Raw genomic sequence first — 21,025 nt, 5'->3', positions numbered from 1 at the left:
AAAACCAGAGGGAGGAGCAGGACATGACGACCGAAGCAACACTGGACAAAGGCATAACCCGCGACGGCGCCGGCTACCGCGAGACGACCTGGAACATTCTTGGGCAGGTGTACTTTCCCAAGGCGATCTGCGACTCGACCTTCGCTTTCGAGACCAACAGCGCGCCCGGCCAGTTCGTGCCGGTCCACATCCATCCGACCCAGGACGAATTCATCCTGGTCCAGGAAGGCGAGCTGGACCTGAAGCTCGACGGCCAGTGGGTCAAGGCGAAGGCCGGCGATCTGGTACGCATGCCGCGCGGCATCCCGCACGGCTATTTCAACAAGTCGGACAAGCCGGCGCGCGCGCTGTTCTGGGTGTCGCCGACGCGCATGCTCGACCAGCTGTTCGAGAAGCTGCACGACCTCAGTGACCCCGCCGAGGTGGTGCGGATCTCGGCGGAGCACGAAGTCGAGTTCCTGCCGCCCTCGGCCAACGACTGAGCGCGATAGCGGGGGTTCGCAGGGACGGAAAGGCATGAGCATGAGCAACGCGATCCAGGACAAGAAGCGCCCGTTCAAGGGCCATCAGGCGCGGCATTTCGGCTTCGAGACCGACGCTGACGGCCGCGTTGCCACCATCACGCTGAACCGTCCGGAGAAGAAGAACCCGCTTACCTTCGACAGCTACGAGGAACTGGCGGACCTGTTCCGCTCGCTGCGCTGGGCAAGCGATGTACGAACGGTGGTGCTGACCGGCGCGGACAACAACTTCTCGTCCGGCGGCGACGTGTTCGAGATCATCGAGCCGCTCACCAGGATGACGATGCCTGATCTTTTGACCTTCACCCGCATGACCGGCGACCTCGTGCGCCAGATGCGCGCCTGCCCGCAGCCGATTCTTGCGGCCGTCGACGGCATCTGCGCCGGCGCCGGCGCCATCCTGGCGATGGCGTCAGACTATCGCCTCGCCACGCCGGAAGCGAAAACCGCCTTCCTGTTCACCCGCGTCGGCCTGGCCGGCGCCGACATGGGCGCCTGCGGCATCCTTCCGCGCATCATCGGCCAGGGCCGAGCCGCCGAGCTGCTGTTCACCGGCCGGGTGATGACGGCAGCCGAAGGCCATGCCTGGGGTTTCTACAACGGCCTTCACGATCGTGCCGCGCTGCTGGACGAGACCCGCCGCTTTGCCGGCAACCTCGCCGACGGGCCATGGTTCGCCCATTCCATGACCAAGAAGATGCTCGACCAGGAATGGTCGATGGGCATCGAGGAGATGATCGAGTCGGAAGCGCAGGCGCAGGCGATCTGCATGGCCACCGGCGACTTCCGCCGCGCCTTCGAGGCGTTCGCCGCCAAGGCCAAGCCCGACTTCAAGGGTGACTGAGCGATGACGGCGCATTCTTCCGCCCCGGCCGCCGGCCCGGCGCGCGACCACCTCGACTGGCCGTTCTTCGACGACGAGCACCGGCGGCTTGCCGGCGAGCTCGACCGCTTCGTCGCCGGCGGCGGCCTCGGCACCATCGACCACGCCGATGCCGATGCCGCCTGCAAGGCGCTGGTGAAGCGGCTTGGCGACGCCGGCATCCTGCGCCACTGCGTGCCGCGGGCGTTCGGCGGCGCTTCCGAGGCGATCGACAGCCGGGCGCTCTGCACAATCCGCGAGACGCTGGCCTATGCCGACGGGCTGGCCGACTTCGCCTTCGCCATGCAGGGGCTGGGCACCGGGGCGATCAGCCTGTCCGGCTCCGACGCGCTGAAGAGCCGCGTGCTGCCGAGGGTCGCCGGAGGCGAGCTGATCGCGGCCTTCGCGCTGACCGAGCCGGAGGCCGGGTCGGACGTTGCCGCCATGGCCTGCGCCGCCCGCCGCGACGGCGACGCCTACGTGCTCGACGGCGAAAAGGTCTTCATCTCCAATGGCGGCATCGCCGACGTCTACACGCTGTTTGCCCGCACCGGCGAGGCGCCGGGCACGCGCGGCATATCGGCCTTCGTCGTGTTCGCCGACACGCCCGGCTTCACCATCGCCGAGCGCATCGAGACCATCGCCCCGCATCCGCTGGCCCGCATCCGCCTCGACGCCTGCCGCATCCCGGCGTCGCAGCTTCTGGGAACGCCGGGCGAAGGCTTCAAGATCGCCATGCGCACGCTCGACATCTTCCGCCCGTCGGTGGCGGCTGCGGCGCTCGGCTTCGCCCGCCGCGCCCTCGACGAGGCGGCCGCCCATGCGCGGGCGCGAAAGATGTTCGGCGCGACGCTGGCCGACCTGCCGACGGCGCAGAGCACGCTCGGAGAGATGGCGACGGCGATCGACGCGGCGGCGCTGCTGACCGCCCGCACCGCCTGGCGCCGCGACGTGCAGAAGCTGCCGACCACGCGCGAGGCCGCCATGGCCAAGCTGACCGCCACCGAGAACGCGCAATGGGTCATCGACCAGGCGCTGCAGCTCTTCGGCGGGCGCGGCGTGCGCGTCGGCGAGATCACCGAGCGCCTCTACCGCGAGATCCGGGCGCTGCGCATCTACGAGGGCGCCACGGAAGTGCAGAAGCTGATCATCGGGCGCGCCGTAACGGCCGCCCCCTCGACCGACCGGAAGCCATCATGACCGTAGCCAAACTGACCGACCACGTCCCCGCCGGGACACCGCACCGCGTGCTGCAGCCGCAGGGCTGGGCCAAGCCCATCGGCTACGCCAACGGCATCGAGGCGCGCGGGCGCACCGTCTTCGTCGGCGGGCAGATCGGCTGGAACGCCCAGTGCAGGTTCGAGGCGCACGACCTGCCCGGCCAGGTGCGGCAGGCGCTGGCGAACATCGTCGCGATCCTGCAGGAGGCCGGCGCCGGACCCGAGCACGTCACGACCCTGACCTGGTACGTGCTCGACCGAAAAGTCTACTCCGCCTCGCTCAAGGAGATCGGCGCCGCCTACCGGGCGACGATGGGCCGCAATTTTCCGGCCATGGCCGTGGTCGAGGTCTCCGGCCTGGTCGAGGACGAGGCGCTGGTCGAGATCCAGGCCACCGCCGTGGTCCCGGACTGAGCCGGCATGAGCGTCAGCCTGAGCCGCGACGGCGATGTCGCCGTCATCCTGATCGATAACCCGCCGGTCAATGCCGCATCGCAGGCGGTGCGCGCCGGGGTGGTGGACACACTCGCGACCGCCAACGCCGATCCCGCCATTGCGGCGATCGTCATCGCCTGCGCCGGAAAAACCTTCGTCGCCGGCGCCGACGTCAGGGAATTCGGCAAGCCGCCGGTTCCGCCCTTCCTGCCCGACGTGGTGCTTTCGATCGAGAACTCGGCCAAGCCGGTGGTTGCCGCCGTGCATGGCACGGCGCTCGGCGGCGGTTTCGAGATCGCGCTTGCCGCCCACGCCCGCATCGCCATCGAAGACGCTTCGTTCGGCCTGCCGGAGGTGAAGCTCGGCATCGTGCCGGGCGCCGGCGGCACGCAGCGGCTGCCGCGGCTGGCCGGCATGGTGACCGCCATCGAGCTCGCCGCCAGCGGCCGGCGCATATCCGCCGGCGAGGCGCAAAAACTCGGCGTGATCGACCGCATCGCCGAGGGCGGGCTGATCGCCGCCGCGACGGCCTTTGCACGCGAGCTGGCGGGAAAGCCGCTGCGCCGCACCGGCGACCTGCCGGTGCGGCCCTTCGACGAGCAGCAAGCTGCCGCGCAGATCGCCGCGGCGGACAAGAAGGCGCGCGGCCAGATTTCGCCGGGCGAGGCGGCGCGCCTGGTGAGGCTTGCGGCCGACCTACGTCTGTCCGAGGGGTTGGCGCGCGAGCGCGCAAAATTCCTGGAGCTCGTCGGCTCGGAGCAGGCGGCGGCGCTGCGCTACGTCTTTGCCGCCGAACGCGCCGCCGGCAAGATTCCCGGCCTGGAGGACGTCGCGCCGCGCGCGATCGGAAACGTCGGCGTGGTCGGCGCCGGGCTGATGGGGGCGGGCATAGCCGTCTCCTTCGCCGATGCCGGCTATTCCGTCACGGTCGTGGAACGGGACCAGCCATCGGCTGAAGCTGGCCGCTCACGCGTCGAGAGCCTCTATGACCGGATGGTCAAGTCGGGGCGGATCGACGCGGCCGGCAAGGCCGAGCGCCTGGGGCGGATGAACTTCTTCGCCGACCGAGCCGCGCTGTCGGGCAGCGACCTGGTGATCGAGGCGGTGTTCGACGACCTCGACGTCAAGCGGGAGCTGTTTTCCGCGCTCTCCGGCATCGTGCGGCCCGATGCGATCCTCGCCACCAACACCAGCTACCTCGATCCCGACGCGATCGCCGAGGTGGTCGCCAATCCGCAGCGTTTCGTCGGCCTGCACTTCTTTTCGCCGGCAAACGTCATGCGGCTGGTCGAGGTGGTACGCACCGCGACGGTCAGTCCTGAGGTGCTGGCAACCGGCCTCTCCGTGGTCAAGCGGCTCGGCAAGCTCGGCGTCGTCAGCGGCGTCTGCGAAGGTTTCATCGGCAACCGCATCTTCACGGTCTACCGGCAGCATTGCGACTTCATGCTGGAGGAAGGCGCCCTGCCGCACGAGATCGACGCCGCTATGGAGGCGTTCGGCTTCCCGATGGGCCCCTACGCTGTCAACGACCTCGCCGGGCTGGACATCTCGTGGGCGCGGCGCAAGCGCAACGCGGCGACACGCGATCCTTCGGAGCGCTATGTCGTTATCGCCGACCGCCTGTGCGAAGCAGGCCGCTTCGGCCAGAAGACCGGCAAGGGTTATTATTCCTATGCCGACGGCCGCAAGACGGTCGACCCGGAGGTCACGGCGCTGATCGAAGCGGTGTCGCGCGAGGGCGGCCATGTCCGTCGCAGCTTCGGCCCCGACGAGATCGTCGAGCGGATCATGACGGCGATCGTCGAAGAGGGCCGCAAGATCCTCGACGAGGGCATCGCGCTGCGTGCCTCCGACATCGACCTGGTGCTGATCAACGGCTACGGCTACCCGGCCTGGCGCGGCGGCCCGATGTATCAGGCCGGGCTGGCGGCGGCGGACGCGCAATAGCGATTTGGGCCGGTGATCAGTCAAAGCCGGCGCCTCACCCGGCCTCCGCTTCGCTCGGTCAGCCGCTTTCATAGCTGCGACCGTATGAATCCGGTTGCTCTTTATCGGCTTTGACGTCTTCTAGTCCGAGGCTTGGATTCCCGACACTCTCCGCTCGCTTCGCTCGCTCACGAGGTCGAGAATGACGACATCCACAGACGCTTCCGACACTCGCCAAGGTTGGTGCTTGAAGGCGGCGGATCATGTTGTCGTCATTCCCGACCTCGCGAGCGAGCGAAGCGAGCGGAGAGTGTCGGGAATCCAGGCCTCGGACTCGAAGACGTCAAAGCCGATGCAGAAAATCCGACTGCTCACCGGAGCAGAGAGCCGATCCTGAAATGGCAGCAGAAGGTAGCCGAGCGAAGCGGAGGCCGGTGAGGGGTGTCTATCTTCCGGCAATCGTCCCCTTGACCTTCCAGCGACTGGAAACATTACGTTGCCTTCCCAGATAGCAGGGAAAGGTACGCGGCGTGGCCCATCACCATCATCATGACCATCATTGCTGCGCGGGCAAGGCGCCGGCCGCACACGCCGTGCTGCGCGACCCCGTCTGCGGCATGACCGTCGATCCCAAAGCCGGCAAGCCGATGCTGGAGCATGGCGGGCGCACCGTCCATTTCTGCTCGGCCGGCTGCAAGGCCAAGTTCGAGGCGAATCCCGATGCCTATCTGGAAGCGAAGGATCCGGTCTGCGGCATGACGGTGCAGCGCGCCGACGCCAGGCATTTTGTCAGGCACGAGGGGCGCGGCTATTATTTCTGCTCGGCCGGCTGCAAGGAGAAGTTCGAGGCGGCGCCAGACAAGTATCTTGGCGAAAGGCAGCCTGAGCCGCCGGCGCCGAAGGGCACGAAATACACCTGCCCGATGCATCCCGAGATCGTGCGCGACGGACCGGGCTCCTGCCCGCTCTGCGGCATGGCGCTGGAGCCGATGGGCGTGCCGACCGGCGAGGAAGGCCCGAACCCGGAGCTGGTCGACTTCACCCGCCGCTTCTGGGTGAGCGCGGCGCTGTCGGTGCCGCTGCTCGTCATCACCATGGGACCGATGCTCGGCCTGCCGGTGCGCGACTGGCTGGGCGAGCGCATCGCGGTGTGGATCGAGCTGGTGTTGGCCACGCCCGTGGTGCTGTGGGCGGCGCTGCCCTTCTTCCACCGCGGCTGGCAGTCGGTCCTCAACCGCAGCCCGAACATGTGGACGCTGATCTCGATCGGCGTCGGCGCGGCCTATCTCTACAGCGTCGTCGCGACGCTATTCCCGGACATTTTCCCGCACCAGTTCCGCGGCCATGGCGGCGCCGTGCCGGTCTATTTCGAGGCGGCGGCGGTGATCGTCGCGCTGGTCTTCCTCGGCCAGGTGCTGGAGCTCAAGGCGCGCGAGCGCACGGGATCAGCGATCCGCGCCCTGCTCGACCTCGCGCCGAAAACCGCCCGGCGGATCGGCGCCGGCGGCGCCGAAACGGATGTGCCGCTCGACGCGGTGCAGGCCGGCGACCTGCTGCGCGTGCGGCCCGGCGAGAGCGTGCCGGTCGACGGCGTGGTCGAGGACGGGCGCTCCTCGGTAGACGAATCGATGCTCACCGGCGAGCCGCTGCCGGTCGAGAAGGACAAGGGCGATGCGCTGACCGGCGGCACGCTCAACCGCAACGGCACGCTGGTGATGCGCGCCGAAAAGGTCGGCGCCGACACCATGCTGTCGCGCATCGTCGAGATGGTCGCCAAGGCTCAGCGCAGCCGCGCGCCGATCCAGGGCCTCGCCGACCGCGTCTCCTACTATTTCGTGCCGGCGGTGGTGCTGGTCGCGGTCCTCGCCTTCGTCGCCTGGTCGCTGTTCGGGCCGCAGCCCAGCCTGGTCTACGCCATCGTCGCGGCGGTATCGGTGCTCATCATCGCCTGCCCCTGTGCGCTCGGGCTCGCCACGCCGATGTCGATCATGACGGCGACCGGCCGCGGCGCCCAGGCCGGCGTGCTGGTCAAGGACGCCGAGGCGCTGGAGCGGCTGTCCAAGGTCGACACCCTCATCGTCGACAAGACCGGCACGCTCACCGAAGGCCGGCCGAAGCTGACCGATGTCGTTGCCGCGGAGGGTTTTGACGAGGCGGAGTTGCTGTCCCTCGCCGCCGCGCTGGAGCAGGGTTCCGAGCATCCGCTCGCCGAGGCCATCGTCGAGGGTGCGCGCGAGCGCGGCACGACGGTCGAGAAGGTGACGGATTTCGAGTCCGTCACCGGCAAGGGCGTCAGGGGCACGGTCGATGGCCGCGCCGTCGCGCTCGGCAATGCCGCGATGATGGGCGACATCGGCGCCGATCACGGTGCGCTGTCCGAACGGGCCGACCGGCTGCGCGCCGACGGGCGCACCGCCATGTTCGTCGCCGTCGACGGCAAGGCGGCCGGCATCGTCGCCGTGGCCGACCCGATCAAGGCCAATGCCGCCGATGCGATCCGCGCCCTGCACGACAGCGGGCTGAGGATCGTCATGGCAACCGGCGACAATGCCGTCACGGCGAAGGCGGTGGCTGCCAGGCTCGGCATCGACGAGGTGCGCGCCGACATGACGCCGGAAGCAAAACACCGGCTGGTCGAGGAACTGCGCGGCCGGGGCGGCGCCGGCGTGGCCATGGCCGGCGACGGCGTCAACGACGCGCCGGCGCTGGCCGCCGCCGATGTCGGCATCGCCATGGGCACGGGCGCCGACGTGGCGCTGGAAAGCGCCGGCATCACGCTGCTCAAGGGCGACATCTCCGGCATCGTGCGGGCAAGGCGCCTGGCACGCGCGACGCTGCGCAACATCCGCCAGAACCTGTTCTTCGCCTTCGTCTACAACGTCGTCGGCGTGCCGATCGCGGCGGGCGTTCTGTACCCGATCTTCGGCACGCTCCTGTCGCCGATGCTGGCGGCGGCGGCGATGAGCCTGTCCTCCGTCTCGGTGATCGGCAACGCGCTCCGGCTGCGCGGCTTGAAGCTGTGAGCGTCGCACCGATATGGGCCTTGAGCTTCCAGCAGGTGGAAGGTTTAGCCTGCTGCAAGCGAATACTGGAGACTGACTGTGAACATCGGAACCGCCGCGGAAAAATCCGGGCTGCCGCCCAAGACCATCCGCTACTATGAGGATATCGGCCTGCTTCGGCCGGACAGGGCCGGCAACGGCTACCGCGACTATTCGACCGCCGACGTGCACCGGCTGAAATTCCTGCAGCGCTCGCGCAGCCTCGGCTTCTCGGTCGAGGAATGCCGCCAGCTGCTGTCGCTCTACGGCGACCGGGAGCGGGAAAGCGCCGAGGTGAAGGCGCTGGCCGAGACCAAGCTGGCCGAGATCGACCGCAAGCTCGCCGAGCTGGCGGAGCTGCGCGCCGCGCTCAGCCACCTGGTCGAGGCCTGCCACGGCGACCACCGGCCGGACTGCCCCATTATCGACGGGCTTGCCGGGCACCGCCACTGACGTGCCGGGCAAAAGGCCCAACCGAATACTCGAAGCCTGAAAGGACACCCATGATCCGCAAGATTCTCGTCGCCGCGTCCGCCCTGACGCTGGCCGCCTTCGTCGCCGGCGCATCGCTCGCCCAGACCGACCACAGCGGCCACGGCGCCGACGCGGCAGCCAACACCCATGCCGGCGCGGCCGAGGCTGGCTATCGCCGCGCCATGGACGTCATGCATCAGGCCATGTCGAAGATGCCCTATTCGGGCAATCCGGACGTCGACTTCGTGCGCGGCATGATCCCGCACCACCAGGCGGCGATCGACATGGCCAAGGTGGTGATCGCGCATGGCAAGGACCCCGAGATCCGCAAGCTCGCCCACGACATCGTCGCCGCGCAGGAGAAGGAGATCGACCAGATGGAGGCGTGGCTGAAGGCCAACGCGCCGAAATAGGCCGTTCCGCCGCGGGCGCACCTCTTCGAACTCGGCCGGCGCACCCGTCGGGAAGCTCAGTTCAGCGGGATGTCGTTGTCGTCCTTGCCGCCCTGGTATTCGGCCGAAAGCCCATCATAGATCTTGGCGATGCCGGCAATGCGGGCTTCCAGCCTGGCGCGGTCGGCTCCCGGCAGGTCGCGCACCAGCTTGCGGAGGGAAAAGCTCTTCCAATAGGCGTTCTCGGCCCGGTAGCCGCCGGGATCGAGGGTGAACACCTCCTTCAAGATCTTCAGATCGTGCGGGATGGCAAAGCTGTCGCGCGAATCCTCATGGCTGAACAGGTAGTAGAAATTGTCGAAGCCGGTCCAGGTGATGGCCGACAGGCAGAGCGAGCACGGCTCGTGGGTCGCGACGAACAGGCAGTCCTTCGTGTCCGGCCGGTCCGCCTTGGGCAGTTCGTAGAAGCGCTTCAGGCAATGCATCTCGCCATGCCAGAGCGGATTTTCCGTCTCGTTGTTGGTCTCCGCAAGCACCAGCTCGCGATCCTCCTTGCGCAGGATGGCAGCGCCGAACAGCTTGTTGCCGTGCGCCACGCCCGCTTCGGTCTTCGGCACGATGTCGTGCTCGATCACGTCGAGCAGGCGGGTAATAAGGGAAACGTCGCTCATCGCGCGGCCTCCGGCAGGCGGATTTCGTAGGGTTCCTCGAAGAAGAATTCCTCCAGATTGTTGCCGTCGCCGCCGCGGTCGACGATGGCGAAATCCTGCGCCTCGCCGATCGGCGTCAGCACGCCGTGCCACGAATTGCGCGGGTAGTTGATGCCCTGGCCGGGCGCGGTCAGGAACGCATGCGGCATGCCCGGCCGGCCGTCCTCGTCATGGCACACGACCACCAGGAAGGGCCGCCGGTCGAGCGGGATGAAGGCCTGGCTGCCGAGCGGATGGCGCTCCACCATGGCGAGCTTCAGCGGGAATTCGTAGGGCGTGCCGCGCACCGTCGAGATCAGCACGCGGGCGTCGGGGCCAGCGGCGTCCGCCGCCGCCAGCGCGTGAAAGCGTTCCGCCTTGCCGCCATTGATCGGGAAATGATCGTCGCCGCCGATCTCTATGACCTGGCCGAACTCGGCGAAGTTTTCGCGGGTGAGCGGTTGGGCGGTGATGATGCGGGTCATTGGATCGACTCCGAATAACCGCGTTCCTCCGCACCCCCCTCTGTCCTGCCGGACATCTCCCCCGCAAGGGGGGAGATCAGCAGCGTTGACCTTGCCGCTGTTCCTGCGCCGTTGGCGATTGGCGAAATCAAGGCGGTCGGCCAATCTCCCCCCTTGCGGGGGAGATGTCCGGCAGGACAGAGGGGGGTGCGAAGGAACGCGATCATCGCCCGAATCCCCCCAGCTTCGCATGCCGGTTGACGTCCTTGTAGAGCAGGTAGCGGAATTTTCCGGGGCCGCCGGCATAGCAGGCCTGCGGGCAGAAGGCGCGCAGCCACATGAAGTCGCCGGCCTCCACCTCGACCCAGTCCTGGTTGAGCCGGTAGACGGCCTTGCCTTCCAGCACGTAGAGGCCGTGCTCCATGACATGCGTCTCCGGGAAGGGAATGACGCCGCCCGGCTCGAACGTGACGATGGTGACGTGCATGTCGTGCCTGACGTCCGTCGGGTCGACGAAACGCGTGGTCGCCCAGCGCCCGCCCGTATCCGGCATGGCGGCCGGCTCGATCTCCTGCTCGTTGGCGAAGACCGCCTGTGGCGGCTCTATGCCGTCGACGAACTCGTAGGCCTTGCGGATCCAGTGGAAGCGCGCCGGCGCGCCGCCGGTGTTGCGCAGGCTCCAGGCACTGGCGGGCGGGATGAAGGCATAGCCTCCCGGCGCCATCGCATGGGCTTTCCCGCCGAGCGTGACCGTCACTTCGCCTTCGACCACGAAGATCACGCCCTCGGCGTCCGCATCCGGCTCCGGCCTCTCGCTGCCGCCGCCGGGCTGCACCTCCATCACATATTGCGAGAACGTCTCGGCGAAGCCGGAGAGCGGCCGCGCGATCACCCAGGCGCGCGTCTTCTCCCAGAACGGCAGGTAGCTGGCGACGATATCGCTGAACTCGCGGCGCGGGATGACGACATAGGCTTGCGTGAACACGGCCCTGTCGGTGATCAGGTCGGTCTGCGGCGGCAGGCCGCCTTTGGGCGCGTAATAGCTGCGGGCGGTCATGGTCGCTCCTCAGGCGGGCAGGATGTCCTTCAGCCTGAGAAGCGCGATGCGCTCCACCTGGCCGCAGGCTGTTGCGAATTCCGTGGCACGGTTATTGGCGATGCGGCTCTCGAAGGCAGCCAGAATATCCGCCTTGGTCCGCCCCTTGACCGCGATGATGAAGGGAAAGCCGAATTTTTCGATATAGGCGCCGTTCAGCTCGGTGAAGCGGGCGCGCTCGGCGTCGGTCAGCGCGTCGAGCCCGGCCGAGGCCTGCTCCTTCGCCGATTCCGGCGTCAGGCGTTTTGCCTGCGCCAGCTTTCCGGCGAGATCGGGGTGAGCCTTGAGGACGCCGAGCCGTTCCTCCTCGGAGGCCGAGCGGAAGGCGCGGCAGAGCGCGTTGGCGAGGCCGCCGGCGCTGTCATGCGCCGCGCCGAGCTCGAGCTCGAAGGCGCGCTCGGCGATCCAGGGCGAATGCTCGAAGATGCCGCCGAATTTTTGCACGAACTCCTCACGGCCCATGCGCGACGGCCGTAGCGCCGGCGCCTGGTAGGGGTGCGTCTCGCGCCAGTGGCGGGCAATGTCGATGCGCCGCGGCAGCCATACGCGCTCGTGGCCTTTCACATAGTCGATGAAGCGCTTCAGCCCGAGCACGCGGCCGGGCCGGCCAACGAGTCGGCAATGCAGGCCGATAGACATCATCTTCGGCCGGCCCGCCTGGCCTTCGGCGTAGAGCGCGTCGAAGGCGTCCTTCAGATAAGCGAAGAACTGGTCGCCATTGGTGAAGCCGGCCGAGATGGCGAAGCGCATGTCGTTGGCGTCGAGCGTGTAGGGGATGATGAGCTGCGGTGGGATCGCGGTGCCGTGGCCGTCATGATCGAGCCAGTAGGGCAGGTCGTCGTCATAGGTGTCGGAGACATAGTCGAAACCGCCCTCCTCCGCCGCCAGCCGCACCGTATTGGTCGATGTGCGGCCCGTATACCATCCGGTCGGCCGTTCGCCGGTGACCTCCGCATGCAGGCGGATCGCCTCGGCCATGTGGGCGCGCTCCTCCTCGGCCGGATAGTCGCGATAGTCGATCCACTTCAGGCCGTGCGAGGCGATCTCCCAGCCGGCCTCCTGCATCGCCGCGACCTGGTCGGGCGAGCGGGCGAGTGCCGAGGCGACGCCGTAGCAGGTAGCCGGCACGCCCGCCTCCGTGAACAGCCGGTGCAGCCGCCAGAAGCCGGCGCGCGCGCCGTATTCGTAGATCGATTCCATATTCCAGTGGCGTATGCCGGGCCACGGTTGCGCGCCGGTGATCTCCGACAGGAACGCCTCCGAGGCGGCGTCGCCATGCAGCAGGCAGTTCTCGCCGCCCTCCTCGTAGTTGACGACGAACTGGACGGCGACGAAGGCGCCGTTCGGCCAGCGCGGATCGGGCGGATTGGCGCCGTAGCCGCGCATGTCCCGGATATAACGTTTGGGAGTCATGGGTTGGCCGTTTCCTCTTTGTTGTCTGAACGATAGCGGATGCCACGGGAAGCCGATCCCCCCGAAAAATTTGAAAGTCTTTTTGTGGCGCTCCGCTTCCCTGCGACCGCGGCATGGCCTTTAATCCATGTACGATCCAGGATCGCGTTCGAACGTACCACGGAGGGAGGCCGAATGGCGAAGGCAGAAGGCGGGCGGCTGACCACCCATGTGCTCGACACCGCGTCCGGAAAGCCGGCGGCCGGGCTCTCGATCTCCCTCTACAAGCTCGACGGCGAGCGCCGGTCGCATCTGAAGACGGTCGTCACCAATGCGGACGGCCGCTGCGACGCCCCGCTCCTGGAAGGCGACGCCTTCGCCGCCGGCGAATACGAGCTGGTCTTCGCCGCCGGCGACTATCTGCGCGCCCTGGGCACGGCGCTGCCGGAGCCGGCCTTTCTGGATCAGGTCCCGATCCGCTTCGGCATGGCCGAGCAGACGCACTACCACGTGCCGTTGCTGATCTCGCCCTACGGCTATTCGACCTACAGGGGGAGCTGATGGTTGTGTTCAGCCCGGCGCTCCTTCGCACCCCCCTCTGTCCTACCGGACATCTCCCCCGCAAGGGGGGAGATTGGCCTGCCGCTTTCCTTTCGCCAATCTCCAACTTCGCAGAAGATGCGAAGTCGTCGAAGCTGCCAATCTCCCCCCTTGCGGGGGAGATGTCCGGCAGGACAGAGGGGGGTGCGAAGGAGCGCCGCCCATACCGCTGGTCCCTGGAAAGGCGCTGAGCCATGGCAAGGACAGAAACCCGCGCCGAAATCCGCTTCATCCTCAATGGAGAGGACGTGGCGCTCTCCGACGTCGCGCCCGACGAGACGCTGCTCGACTGGCTGCGGCTCGAGCAGCGCCTGCGCGGCACCAAGGAGGGCTGCGCCGAGGGCGACTGCGGCGCCTGCACCGTGCTGGTCGGCCGGCTCTCCGGCGGAAAACTCGTCTATGAGAGCGTCAATGCCTGCATCCGCTTCGTCGGCTCGCTCGACGCCACCCATGTCGTCACCATCGAGCATCTGAAGGGCAAGGACGGCAGGCTGCATCCGGTGCAGCAGGCGATGGTCGGCTTCCACGGCTCGCAATGCGGCTTCTGCACGCCGGGCTTCGTCATGTCGCTCTACGGCCTGTGGATGCGCTCCCCTAACCCGTCGGATGCCGAGATCGAGAAGGCGCTGCAGGGCAATCTCTGCCGCTGCACCGGCTACGAGGCGATCATGCGCGCCGCGCGCGCCATCTCCGATTACGGCCAGGCGGCGAAGGACCCGCTGCTCGCCGAGCGCGAGCAGATCGCGAAGAGGCTGACGACACTCAGGGACGGCCGCCGCGTCGACATCGGCGAGGGCAAGGCACGCCTCGTCGTGCCGGCCTCGCTCGACGATTTCGCCGAGATCTATCAGGCCGAGCCGAAAGCAACCGTGGTGGCCGGCTCCACCGACGTCGGCCTGTGGGTGACGAAATTCATGCGCGAGATTTCCCCGGTCGTCTTCATCGGCGGGATCGACGAGCTGAAATTCATTTCCGAAGCGGATGGCGTCATCACCATCGGCGCCGGCGTCACCTACACCGAGGCCTTCGCGCTGCTCGCGGACCGCATCCCGACCATGGGCACATTGCTGAACCGCCTCGGCGGCGAGCAGGTGCGCAACATGGGCACGATCGGCGGCAACATCGCCAACGGCTCGCCGATCGGCGACACGCCGCCGCCGCTGATCGCGCTGGGCGCACGGCTCACGCTGCGCAGGGGCGCGGAGCGCCGGACCATCCCGCTGGAGGATTTCTTCGTCGCCTACGGCAAGCAGGACCGGCGGCCCGGCGAATTCGTCGAGAGCGTCACCGTTCCGCTGCCGGCAAAGGACGAAAAATTCGCCGTCTACAAGGTGTCGAAACGGCGCGACGAGGACATCACATCGACGCTCGGCGCGTTCCGGCTGCGGCTCGCCGAAGACGGCACGGTGGCGTCGATCCGCATCGCCTTCGGCGGCATGGCGGCGACGCCGAAACGCGCGCTCGCCGTCGAGGCCGCGCTGGAAGGAAAACCATGGACGGAAGCGACGGTCGAAGCGGCGCTCGCCGCCTTCGAGTCCGACTTCACGCCCTTGACCGACATGCGCGCCAGCGCGGAATACCGTATGCTGGCGGCGAAGAACCTGCTCCGCCGCTTCTTCGTCGAGACGACCGGCACGAGGGCGCCGGTCCAGGTCGGACGCGCTGCGTGATGATGAAGAGTGCCGGGGACAGTTTACTTTCTTTCCGCGGAAAGGCTCCGGCAGTTGAGATCTCGCGCAAGCGGAAAAAAGTAAACTGTCCCCAGAGCGCGAATGAGCGCAAGGCTGGGAGGGCACACCAGTGAACAAACATACGTCACCCGACTTCAAGGCCGCAAAGATCGCCGGCGCCGTCCACACCGACCAGCGCCACGATTCCGCCCACAAGCACGTCACCGGCGAAGCAATCTACATCGACGACATGCCGGAACCGGCCGGCACGCTGCACGGCGCGCTCGGGCTGTCGACGGTTGCACATGCAACCATTCGCGGCATCGACCTCTCCGCCGTCGGAACCGCTCCCGGTGTCATCGCCGTGCTGACCGCCGCCGACGTGCCCGGCGAGAACGACATTTCCCCGACCGGCCGCCACGACGAGCCGATCCTGGCCGAAGGCGCGGTGCAGTTCTTCGGCCAGCCCATCTTCTGCGTGATCGCCGAAACCCGTGAGCAGGCGCGCCGCGCCTGCCGGCTGGCGAGGATCGAGTACGACGAACTGCCGGCCGTCATCGACGTGTGGGACCTCGATCCGGCGAAGGACAGGCTCGTCACGCCGCCGCTGACGCTCAAGCGCGGCGACGCGGCCGGCACGATCGCCGCCGCGCCGCGCCGCGTGAAGGGACGCATGCGCGTCGGCGGCCAGGATCATTTCTACCTGGAAGGCCACATCTCGCTGGCCGTGCCCGGCGAGGACGGCGACGTCACTGTCCACTGCTCGACCCAGCACCCCAGCGAGGTGCAGCACATGGTGGCGCACGCGCTCGGCGTGCCGAGCCACGCGGTCACCGTCGAGATTAGGCGGATGGGCGGCGGCTTCGGCGGCAAGGAGACGCAGGGCAACCAGTTCGCCGCCCTGGCTGCGATAGCCGCCAAGCGGCTCGGCCGTGCGGTAAAAATCCGGCTCGACCGCGACGACGACATGCTTGCCACCGGCAAGCGCCACGACTTCGTCGTCGACTACGACGTCGGATTCGACGATGAAGGCAATATTCTTAGCGTCGACTACATCTATGCGGCGCGCTGCGGCTTCTCGTCCGACCTCTCAGGCCCGGTGACCGACCGCGCCCTGTTCCACTGCGACAACGCCTATTTCTGGCCGGCCGTCCATGCGAAGTCCGCGCCGCTCTACACCAACACCGTCTCCAACACCGCCTTCCGCGGTTTCGGCGGCCCGCAGGGCATGGTCGGCGCGGAGCGCATCATCGACGAGGTCGCCTTCGCCACCGGCAAGGACCCGCTGGAGGTCAGGAAGCTCAACTTCTACGGCACGCGTGAGCGCAACGTGACGCCTTACCACCAGACGGTGGAGGACAACATCATCCACCGCATCGTCGCGGAACTGGAGGAGAGCGCCGACTACGACGGCCGCCGCCGCGAGATCGCCGCCTTCAACAACCACAGCCGAATCGTCAAGCGCGGCCTGGCGCTGACGCCGGTGAAGTTCGGCATCTCCTTCACCGCCACCCACTACAACCAGGCGGGCGCGCTGGTGCATGTCTACACCGACGGCTCCGTGCACCTGAACCACGGCGGCACCGAGATGGGCCAGGGGCTCTACGTCAAGGTGGCGCAGGTCGTGGCGGAAGAATTCCAGATCGACATCGACCGGGTGAAGATCACCGCCACCACGACCGCAAAAGTGCCGAACACCTCGGCCACCGCCGCCTCCTCCGGCTCGGACCTGAACGGCATGGCGGCACAGGACGCGGCCCGCCAGATCAGGAAGCGGCTCACCGACTTCGCCGCGGACAAATATTCGGTGCCGGTCGACCAGATCGCGTTCCTGCCCAACCGGGTGCGGATCGGCAACCAGGAGATTCCCTTCCCCGACCTGGTCAAGCAGGCCTATATGGCGCGCGTCCAGCTGTCGGCCGCCGGCTTCTACAAGACGCCGAAGATCCACTGGAACCGTGACAAAGGCGAAGGCCATCCGTTCTATTACTTCGCCTATGGCGCCTCCTGCTCGGAGGTGTCGGTCGACACGCTGACTGGCGAGTACGTGGTCGAGCGCACCGACATCCTGCACGAGACCGGCCGCTCGCTGAACCGGGCGATCGATCTCGGCCAGATCGAGGGCGGTTTCATCCAGGGCATGGGCTGGCTGACCACCGAGGAGCTTTGGTGGGACGGCAAGGGCCGGCTCCGCACCCACGCGCCGTCGACCTACAAGATCCCGCTCGCCTCGGACCGCCCGAAGATATTCAACGTGCGGCTCGCCGACTGGCCGGAGGCGCACGAGCCGACCATCCACCGCTCCAAGGCGGTGGGCGAGCCGCCCTTCATGCTGGCGATGTCGGTGCTGCACGCACTGTCGGACGCGGTGGCCAGCGTCGCCGACCACAGGATCTGCCCGCGCCTCGACGCCCCCGCCACGCCGGAGCGCGTGCTGATGGCGATCGAGCAGCTGCGGAGGGAGGCGGGAAGGTAGGCTCCGCCGGTCAATCGGCGGAAATGCTGGTATAGTTGCTCGTGATGTTTGCGCTCCGTCGCACCCCCCTCTGTCCTGCCGGACATCTCCCCCGCAAGGGGGGAGATTTGCCGGCCGCCTTGATTTCGCCAATCGCCAACGGTGCAAGAATGGCGGCAAGGTCAACGCTGCCGATCTCCCCCCTTGCGGGGGAGATGTCCGGCAGGACAGAGGGGGGTGCGACGGAACGCGGCCTTCCCACAAATCGGTGGGTCACCGCGCTATGACTTCCGCCGTCCAGTCCCTGGCTGTCTTCATCGATACCGGCCCCACCGCCCTGGTCGAGGTCGCCTCGGCAAAAGGCTCGACGCCGCGCGAGAAGGGCGCCTGGATGCTGGTGTCGCCGGAAAAAATCTTCGGCACGATCGGCGGCGGCCAGCTCGAATTCATGGCGATCGACAAGGCGCGCGAGATGCTGCGCAGCGCCCTCTCCCCCCTCGAGGGGGAGATGTCGCCGAAGGCGACAGAGGGGGTTGTTGCGGCAGCGCGCCGACCTGATCTTGCGGCGCGGCAAGGAACGTCGAGCGCGGCCGCACCGACCCCACCCGGCGGCTTCGCCGCCACCCTCCCCTCAAGGGGGAGGGAGACCCTGCTCTCCATCCCGCTCGGCCCCGAGATCGGCCAGTGCTGCGGCGGGCGGGTCGAGCTGTCGATTCGCCTGGTCGATGAACCGCTCAAAAACCGGCTTCTCGACCAGGCCACGGCCGAAGCTGCCCGGCTGCCGCATGTCTATCTCTTCGGCGGCGGCCATGTCGGCCACGCGCTGGCCTCGGCCTTTTCGCTGCTGCCGCTGAGGACCATCGTGGTGGAGACCCGCGCCGAAGCCCTGGAAGGCATGCCCATGGCGGTCGAGGCAAAACTGACGCCTGTGCCGGAGGAGATGGTGCGCGCGGCGCCGGCCGGCTCCGCCTTCGTCGTGCTCACCCACGACCACGCATTGGATTTTCTGATCGTCGCCGAGGCACTGAAGCGCGACGACGCGGCCTATGTCGGCATGATCGGCTCGAAGACCAAGAAGGCGACCTTCCGCGGCTGGTATCTCAAGACCGCCGGCGGCAGCGAACGGACGTTTGCGCGCCTCGTCTCGCCGATCGGCGGCGATGCCGTCAGGGACAAGCGCCCCGCCGTGATCGCGGCACTCGCCGCCGCCGAGATCATGACCGCGCTGGCGACCGCTTGCGCCGGCGCGCAGGCAAAACCCTCGACCGCTCGGGCCTGACACCGGCGTCTTTCACCCCACCCGCCTTGCTTCGCTCGGCACCCTCCCAATCGAGGCACGGAGTGGCGCCAGGCTCGCTGCCTTCCTCCCCCTTGAGGGCAGGGCAATCGCATATGAGTTTACCCCACCCCTAACCCCTCCCCACAAGGGAGAGGGGAACTGGTTGGCATCACCGCAAGGCGTCAATCCTCGACGGTTTCGTGCGGCATGACGGCCGCAAAGTTCCCCTCCCCCTTGTGGGGAGGGGTTAGGGGTGGGGGTACGAGGCGGCGAAAGTCCTCGTCGATTGCCATATGCAATTGCCCTGCCCTCAAGGGGGAGGTCTCTGGCCCGAAGGGCCGGAGGGGGTAGAGCAACCAAATCGTGCGGATCGCTGTAGCGGGCTGAGGCGGTCAGTCGCCGGTCTGACCCGCACCGCCCTCGCCGGCCTTGCGTGCCATCACCGCCTCATAACCCGCCCTGAGCTGCATCCACACCGGCAACTCGTCCGGGTCGGCGTCGGCGGCGCTCTCGCCGAGATGCTCGCGGCGCAGCTCGCGCATGAACTGCTCCCACATCCTCGGGCCGCCCTGCTCCAGCAGGATGGCGCGGATCGACAGCTCCTCGCTCACCGGCAGCCATTTCGAGCCCCAGGCGCCGATCTGGGCGAACACGGGAACAAGCTCGATCGCCTTCTCGGTCAGGCTGTAGATCGCCTTCTGCTTATGCGTCGGGTCGTCCGCCCTGGTGAGCATGCCCTGCTCCACCAGCTTCCTCAGCCGGTCGGCAAGAATGTTGGAGGCGATGCCCTCCTGCGAGTTGGTCAGCAGCTCGCGAAAATGCCGGCGGTTGCCGAACATCATGTCGCGCAGGATCAGCAGGCTCCACCGGTCTCCCAATATCTCGACGGTCAGGTTGATGGGGCACCCCGATCGATGCTCGGAAACGGCATCCATTCTCTTCTCCAAAAAACCAGTTGCAAAGTACTACCGGTTTCGCTAGATATCAACTGCTTGCAAATCGCAACTGGTTGCATCAAAGCCGATGGGCCGGTGCACAGAGAGGAGAAGTCCGATGACCGCGCATTCCGTCCAGCACGGCACTTTCACCATCGAGCGGCGTTATGCTTTCGCGCCGGCCGTCGTCTTCGCGGCTTTCGCCGACCCTGCCGCCAAGCGGAAATGGTTCATCGAGGGCGAGGGCTGGACGATCGACGGCTACGAGGCCGACTTCCGCGTCGGCGGAGCCGAGCGCAGCCGCTTCCGCTTCGGCGACGGCCCGCCCATGGGCAACGAAACGCTCTACATGGACATCGTGCCCGACCGCCGCATCGTCATCGCCTATGCGATGACGCTGGAGGGCACGCCCTTCTCGGCCTCGCTCGCGACCATCGAGTTCCTGCCCGACGGCGACGGCACGAAGCTCGTCTACACCGAGCAGGCCGCCTTTCTCGACGGCAAGGACGAGGTGGCGAGCCGCAGGGATGGCTGCGGCGGCCTGCTTGAGGCGCTCGCCCTTTATCTCGACGGGGGCGCAGCTTGAGCGGGAAAGGTGCCGCCGGCATTCAGGCTGGAACCCTCCCCCAGGGGCAGGGCGATCGCATATGAGTTGTATCGGCGCGGCAGACACCTCGGCGTCGTCATTCCGGGGCCGCGCAGCGGAACCCGGAATCCAGAGTGCCGATGCTGCTCGAATTCCCGGATACTTTGGGATAGTTCGCTTTTCCTTGGACACCAACGCTCTGGATTCCGGGTTCCGCTGCGCGGCCCCGGAATGACGACCACCATCGGCATATGCGATTGCCCTGCCTTGAGGAGAGGGGTTAGGGGTGGGTAACTCCATAGGCAATTGCCCTGCCCAAGGGAGGGTCTGGGAGCTTGGGCGACGAGATGCGCCGTCGCTTGTGACTGGCGGCGGGAGGGCGGGCGGCGGGCAGCCCCGCCTCTGCCAGCGCCGCGAGACTACGCGCCCTCCTGCGTATGCGCCTCGAGGAACCACAGCGACTTGTCGAGGGCGCGCGAATAGGCGGTGAAGATGTCGGCGGTGTCGGCATCGCCAGCCTCGTCCGCCTCCTCGATCGCGGCGCGGGCGTTCTTGGCGCAGTCGGCATAGCGGTCGATCAGCGCCGCCAGATGGTCGGCGATCTTGTGGATGTCGGTCGGATAGGCGGCAAGCGGCGAGTCCTTTGCGACCACCTGAGAAGTGCCGAGCGCGGTCCCGCCGAGCTGCACGGCGCGCTCGGCGATGGTGTCGACATGCCCGTCGAGCTCCTTGCGGAAGCCGTCCAGCATCTCGTGGACGGCGATGAACTGCGGTCCCTTCACGTTCCAGTGCGCCTGCTTGGTGATCAGCGCCAGGTCGATCGCCTCGGCCAGCCGCGCGTTGAGCAGCTCGATCGATGTCCTTCTGACGTTGGATTTCAGGTCGTTGCGCGTCGGGATCATGAAAGTCTCTCCAAAGTTGGAACGGGACTGGCGCGAGGCCGCGTCTGCGGATGTCTACACGGCCGGCAACGCACCGTCGTGACGCA

General features: G+C 67.5%; 19 protein-coding genes. 13 read left to right on the top strand and 6 right to left on the bottom strand.

Annotated elements, in window-relative coordinates:
• The first annotated feature begins 23 nt into the window (after positions 1 to 23).
• The 8 genes from C7I84_RS15425 to copM all read left to right on the top strand — a co-directional run bounded on the left by C7I84_RS15425 (position 24) and on the right by copM (position 8,892).
• Positions 24 to 482: a cupin domain-containing protein gene (locus tag C7I84_RS15425; protein WP_106773094.1), complete on the top strand. Its 459-nt coding sequence runs from the start codon at positions 24 to 26 to the stop codon at positions 480 to 482.
• Between the two features lie 40 nt (positions 483 to 522).
• Positions 523 to 1,365 (top strand): enoyl-CoA hydratase family protein, encoded by an 843-nt coding sequence (locus tag C7I84_RS15420; protein ID WP_106773093.1) that lies wholly within the window; start codon positions 523 to 525, stop codon positions 1,363 to 1,365.
• Positions 1,366 to 1,368: 3 nt separating this feature from the next.
• Positions 1,369 to 2,583 carry an acyl-CoA dehydrogenase family protein gene (locus tag C7I84_RS15415; RefSeq protein WP_106773092.1) on the top strand — a complete coding sequence of 405 codons (1,215 nt, stop codon included), beginning with the start codon at positions 1,369 to 1,371 and terminating at the stop codon, positions 2,581 to 2,583.
• On the top strand, positions 2,580 to 3,017 hold the full coding sequence (locus tag C7I84_RS15410) for a RidA family protein (RefSeq protein WP_106773091.1): 438 nt from the start codon (positions 2,580 to 2,582) through the stop codon (positions 3,015 to 3,017). Before C7I84_RS15415 ends, C7I84_RS15410 begins: the two co-directional genes overlap by 4 nt.
• Before the next feature lie 6 nt (positions 3,018 to 3,023).
• Positions 3,024 to 4,985: a 3-hydroxyacyl-CoA dehydrogenase NAD-binding domain-containing protein gene (locus tag C7I84_RS15405; RefSeq protein WP_106773090.1), complete on the top strand. Its 1,962-nt coding sequence runs from the start codon at positions 3,024 to 3,026 to the stop codon at positions 4,983 to 4,985.
• A 509-nt stretch (positions 4,986 to 5,494) separates the two neighbouring features.
• Positions 5,495 to 7,987, top strand: coding sequence for a heavy metal translocating P-type ATPase (locus tag C7I84_RS15400; protein ID WP_245428453.1), 2,493 nt, complete (start codon positions 5,495 to 5,497; stop codon positions 7,985 to 7,987).
• Positions 7,988 to 8,065: 78 nt separating this feature from the next.
• Entirely contained in the window at positions 8,066 to 8,458 is a 393-nt protein-coding gene (gene cueR, locus C7I84_RS15395) for a Cu(I)-responsive transcriptional regulator (protein ID WP_106773089.1), read from the top strand.
• A gap of 50 nt (positions 8,459 to 8,508) precedes the next feature.
• Positions 8,509 to 8,892, top strand: a complete 384-nt coding sequence (gene copM, locus C7I84_RS15390) for a CopM family metallochaperone (protein WP_106773088.1) — start codon at positions 8,509 to 8,511, stop codon at positions 8,890 to 8,892.
• A gap of 56 nt (positions 8,893 to 8,948) precedes the next feature.
• Here the strand turns inward: copM and C7I84_RS15385 are convergent, their stop codons facing one another.
• From C7I84_RS15385 to puuE, 4 genes are all read right to left on the bottom strand, one after another.
• Positions 8,949 to 9,542: a nucleoside deaminase gene (locus C7I84_RS15385; RefSeq protein ID WP_106773087.1), complete on the bottom strand. Its 594-nt coding sequence runs from the start codon at positions 9,540 to 9,542 to the stop codon at positions 8,949 to 8,951.
• Positions 9,539 to 10,045, bottom strand: coding sequence for an ureidoglycolate lyase (locus C7I84_RS15380; protein ID WP_106773086.1), 507 nt, complete (start codon positions 10,043 to 10,045; stop codon positions 9,539 to 9,541). Before C7I84_RS15380 ends, C7I84_RS15385 begins: the two co-directional genes overlap by 4 nt.
• A gap of 202 nt (positions 10,046 to 10,247) precedes the next feature.
• Positions 10,248 to 11,081 carry a bifunctional allantoicase/(S)-ureidoglycine aminohydrolase gene (locus tag C7I84_RS15370; protein WP_106773084.1) on the bottom strand — a complete coding sequence of 278 codons (834 nt, stop codon included), beginning with the start codon at positions 11,079 to 11,081 and terminating at the stop codon, positions 10,248 to 10,250.
• Between the two features lie 9 nt (positions 11,082 to 11,090).
• Positions 11,091 to 12,533 carry an allantoinase PuuE gene (gene puuE / locus C7I84_RS15365; RefSeq protein ID WP_106773083.1) on the bottom strand — a complete coding sequence of 481 codons (1,443 nt, stop codon included), beginning with the start codon at positions 12,531 to 12,533 and terminating at the stop codon, positions 11,091 to 11,093.
• 174 nt (positions 12,534 to 12,707) lie between these two features.
• Here puuE and uraH point away from each other — a divergent pair, with 174 nt between their 5' ends.
• From uraH to xdhC, 4 genes are all read left to right on the top strand, one after another.
• Positions 12,708 to 13,073: a hydroxyisourate hydrolase gene (gene uraH / locus C7I84_RS15360; RefSeq protein WP_106773082.1), complete on the top strand. Its 366-nt coding sequence runs from the start codon at positions 12,708 to 12,710 to the stop codon at positions 13,071 to 13,073.
• Between the two features lie 233 nt (positions 13,074 to 13,306).
• Positions 13,307 to 14,782, top strand: coding sequence for a xanthine dehydrogenase small subunit (xdhA, locus tag C7I84_RS15350; RefSeq protein WP_106773081.1), 1,476 nt, complete (start codon positions 13,307 to 13,309; stop codon positions 14,780 to 14,782).
• Positions 14,783 to 14,912: 130 nt separating this feature from the next.
• Positions 14,913 to 17,258 (top strand): xanthine dehydrogenase molybdopterin binding subunit, encoded by a 2,346-nt coding sequence (xdhB, locus tag C7I84_RS15345; RefSeq protein ID WP_106773080.1) that lies wholly within the window; start codon positions 14,913 to 14,915, stop codon positions 17,256 to 17,258.
• 262 nt (positions 17,259 to 17,520) lie between these two features.
• Positions 17,521 to 18,516, top strand: coding sequence for a xanthine dehydrogenase accessory protein XdhC (gene xdhC, locus C7I84_RS15335; RefSeq protein WP_106773079.1), 996 nt, complete (start codon positions 17,521 to 17,523; stop codon positions 18,514 to 18,516).
• A gap of 392 nt (positions 18,517 to 18,908) precedes the next feature.
• Here xdhC and C7I84_RS15330 read toward each other — a convergent pair whose 3' ends face one another.
• Positions 18,909 to 19,451, bottom strand: coding sequence for a winged helix-turn-helix transcriptional regulator (locus C7I84_RS15330; protein ID WP_106773078.1), 543 nt, complete (start codon positions 19,449 to 19,451; stop codon positions 18,909 to 18,911).
• Positions 19,452 to 19,569: 118 nt separating this feature from the next.
• Between C7I84_RS15330 and C7I84_RS15325 the strand changes: the two genes are divergently transcribed.
• Positions 19,570 to 20,037, top strand: coding sequence for an SRPBCC family protein (locus tag C7I84_RS15325; RefSeq protein ID WP_106773077.1), 468 nt, complete (start codon positions 19,570 to 19,572; stop codon positions 20,035 to 20,037).
• Positions 20,038 to 20,456: 419 nt separating this feature from the next.
• On the opposite strand, the gene dps is transcribed toward C7I84_RS15325, so the two are convergent.
• The gene (dps, locus tag C7I84_RS15320) at positions 20,457 to 20,939 is read right to left on the bottom strand and encodes a DNA starvation/stationary phase protection protein Dps (RefSeq protein WP_106773076.1); all 483 of its coding nucleotides are present in this window, start codon (positions 20,937 to 20,939) and stop codon (positions 20,457 to 20,459) included.
• Positions 20,940 to 21,025 lie beyond the last annotated feature (86 nt).

Source organism: Kumtagia ephedrae (assembly GCF_003012745.1).
GTDB classification, from domain to species: Bacteria; Pseudomonadota; Alphaproteobacteria; order Rhizobiales; family Rhizobiaceae; genus Kumtagia; species Kumtagia ephedrae.
The sequence above is the reverse complement of the archived record's forward strand: the minus strand, read 5'-3'. Positions and strand labels throughout refer to the sequence as shown.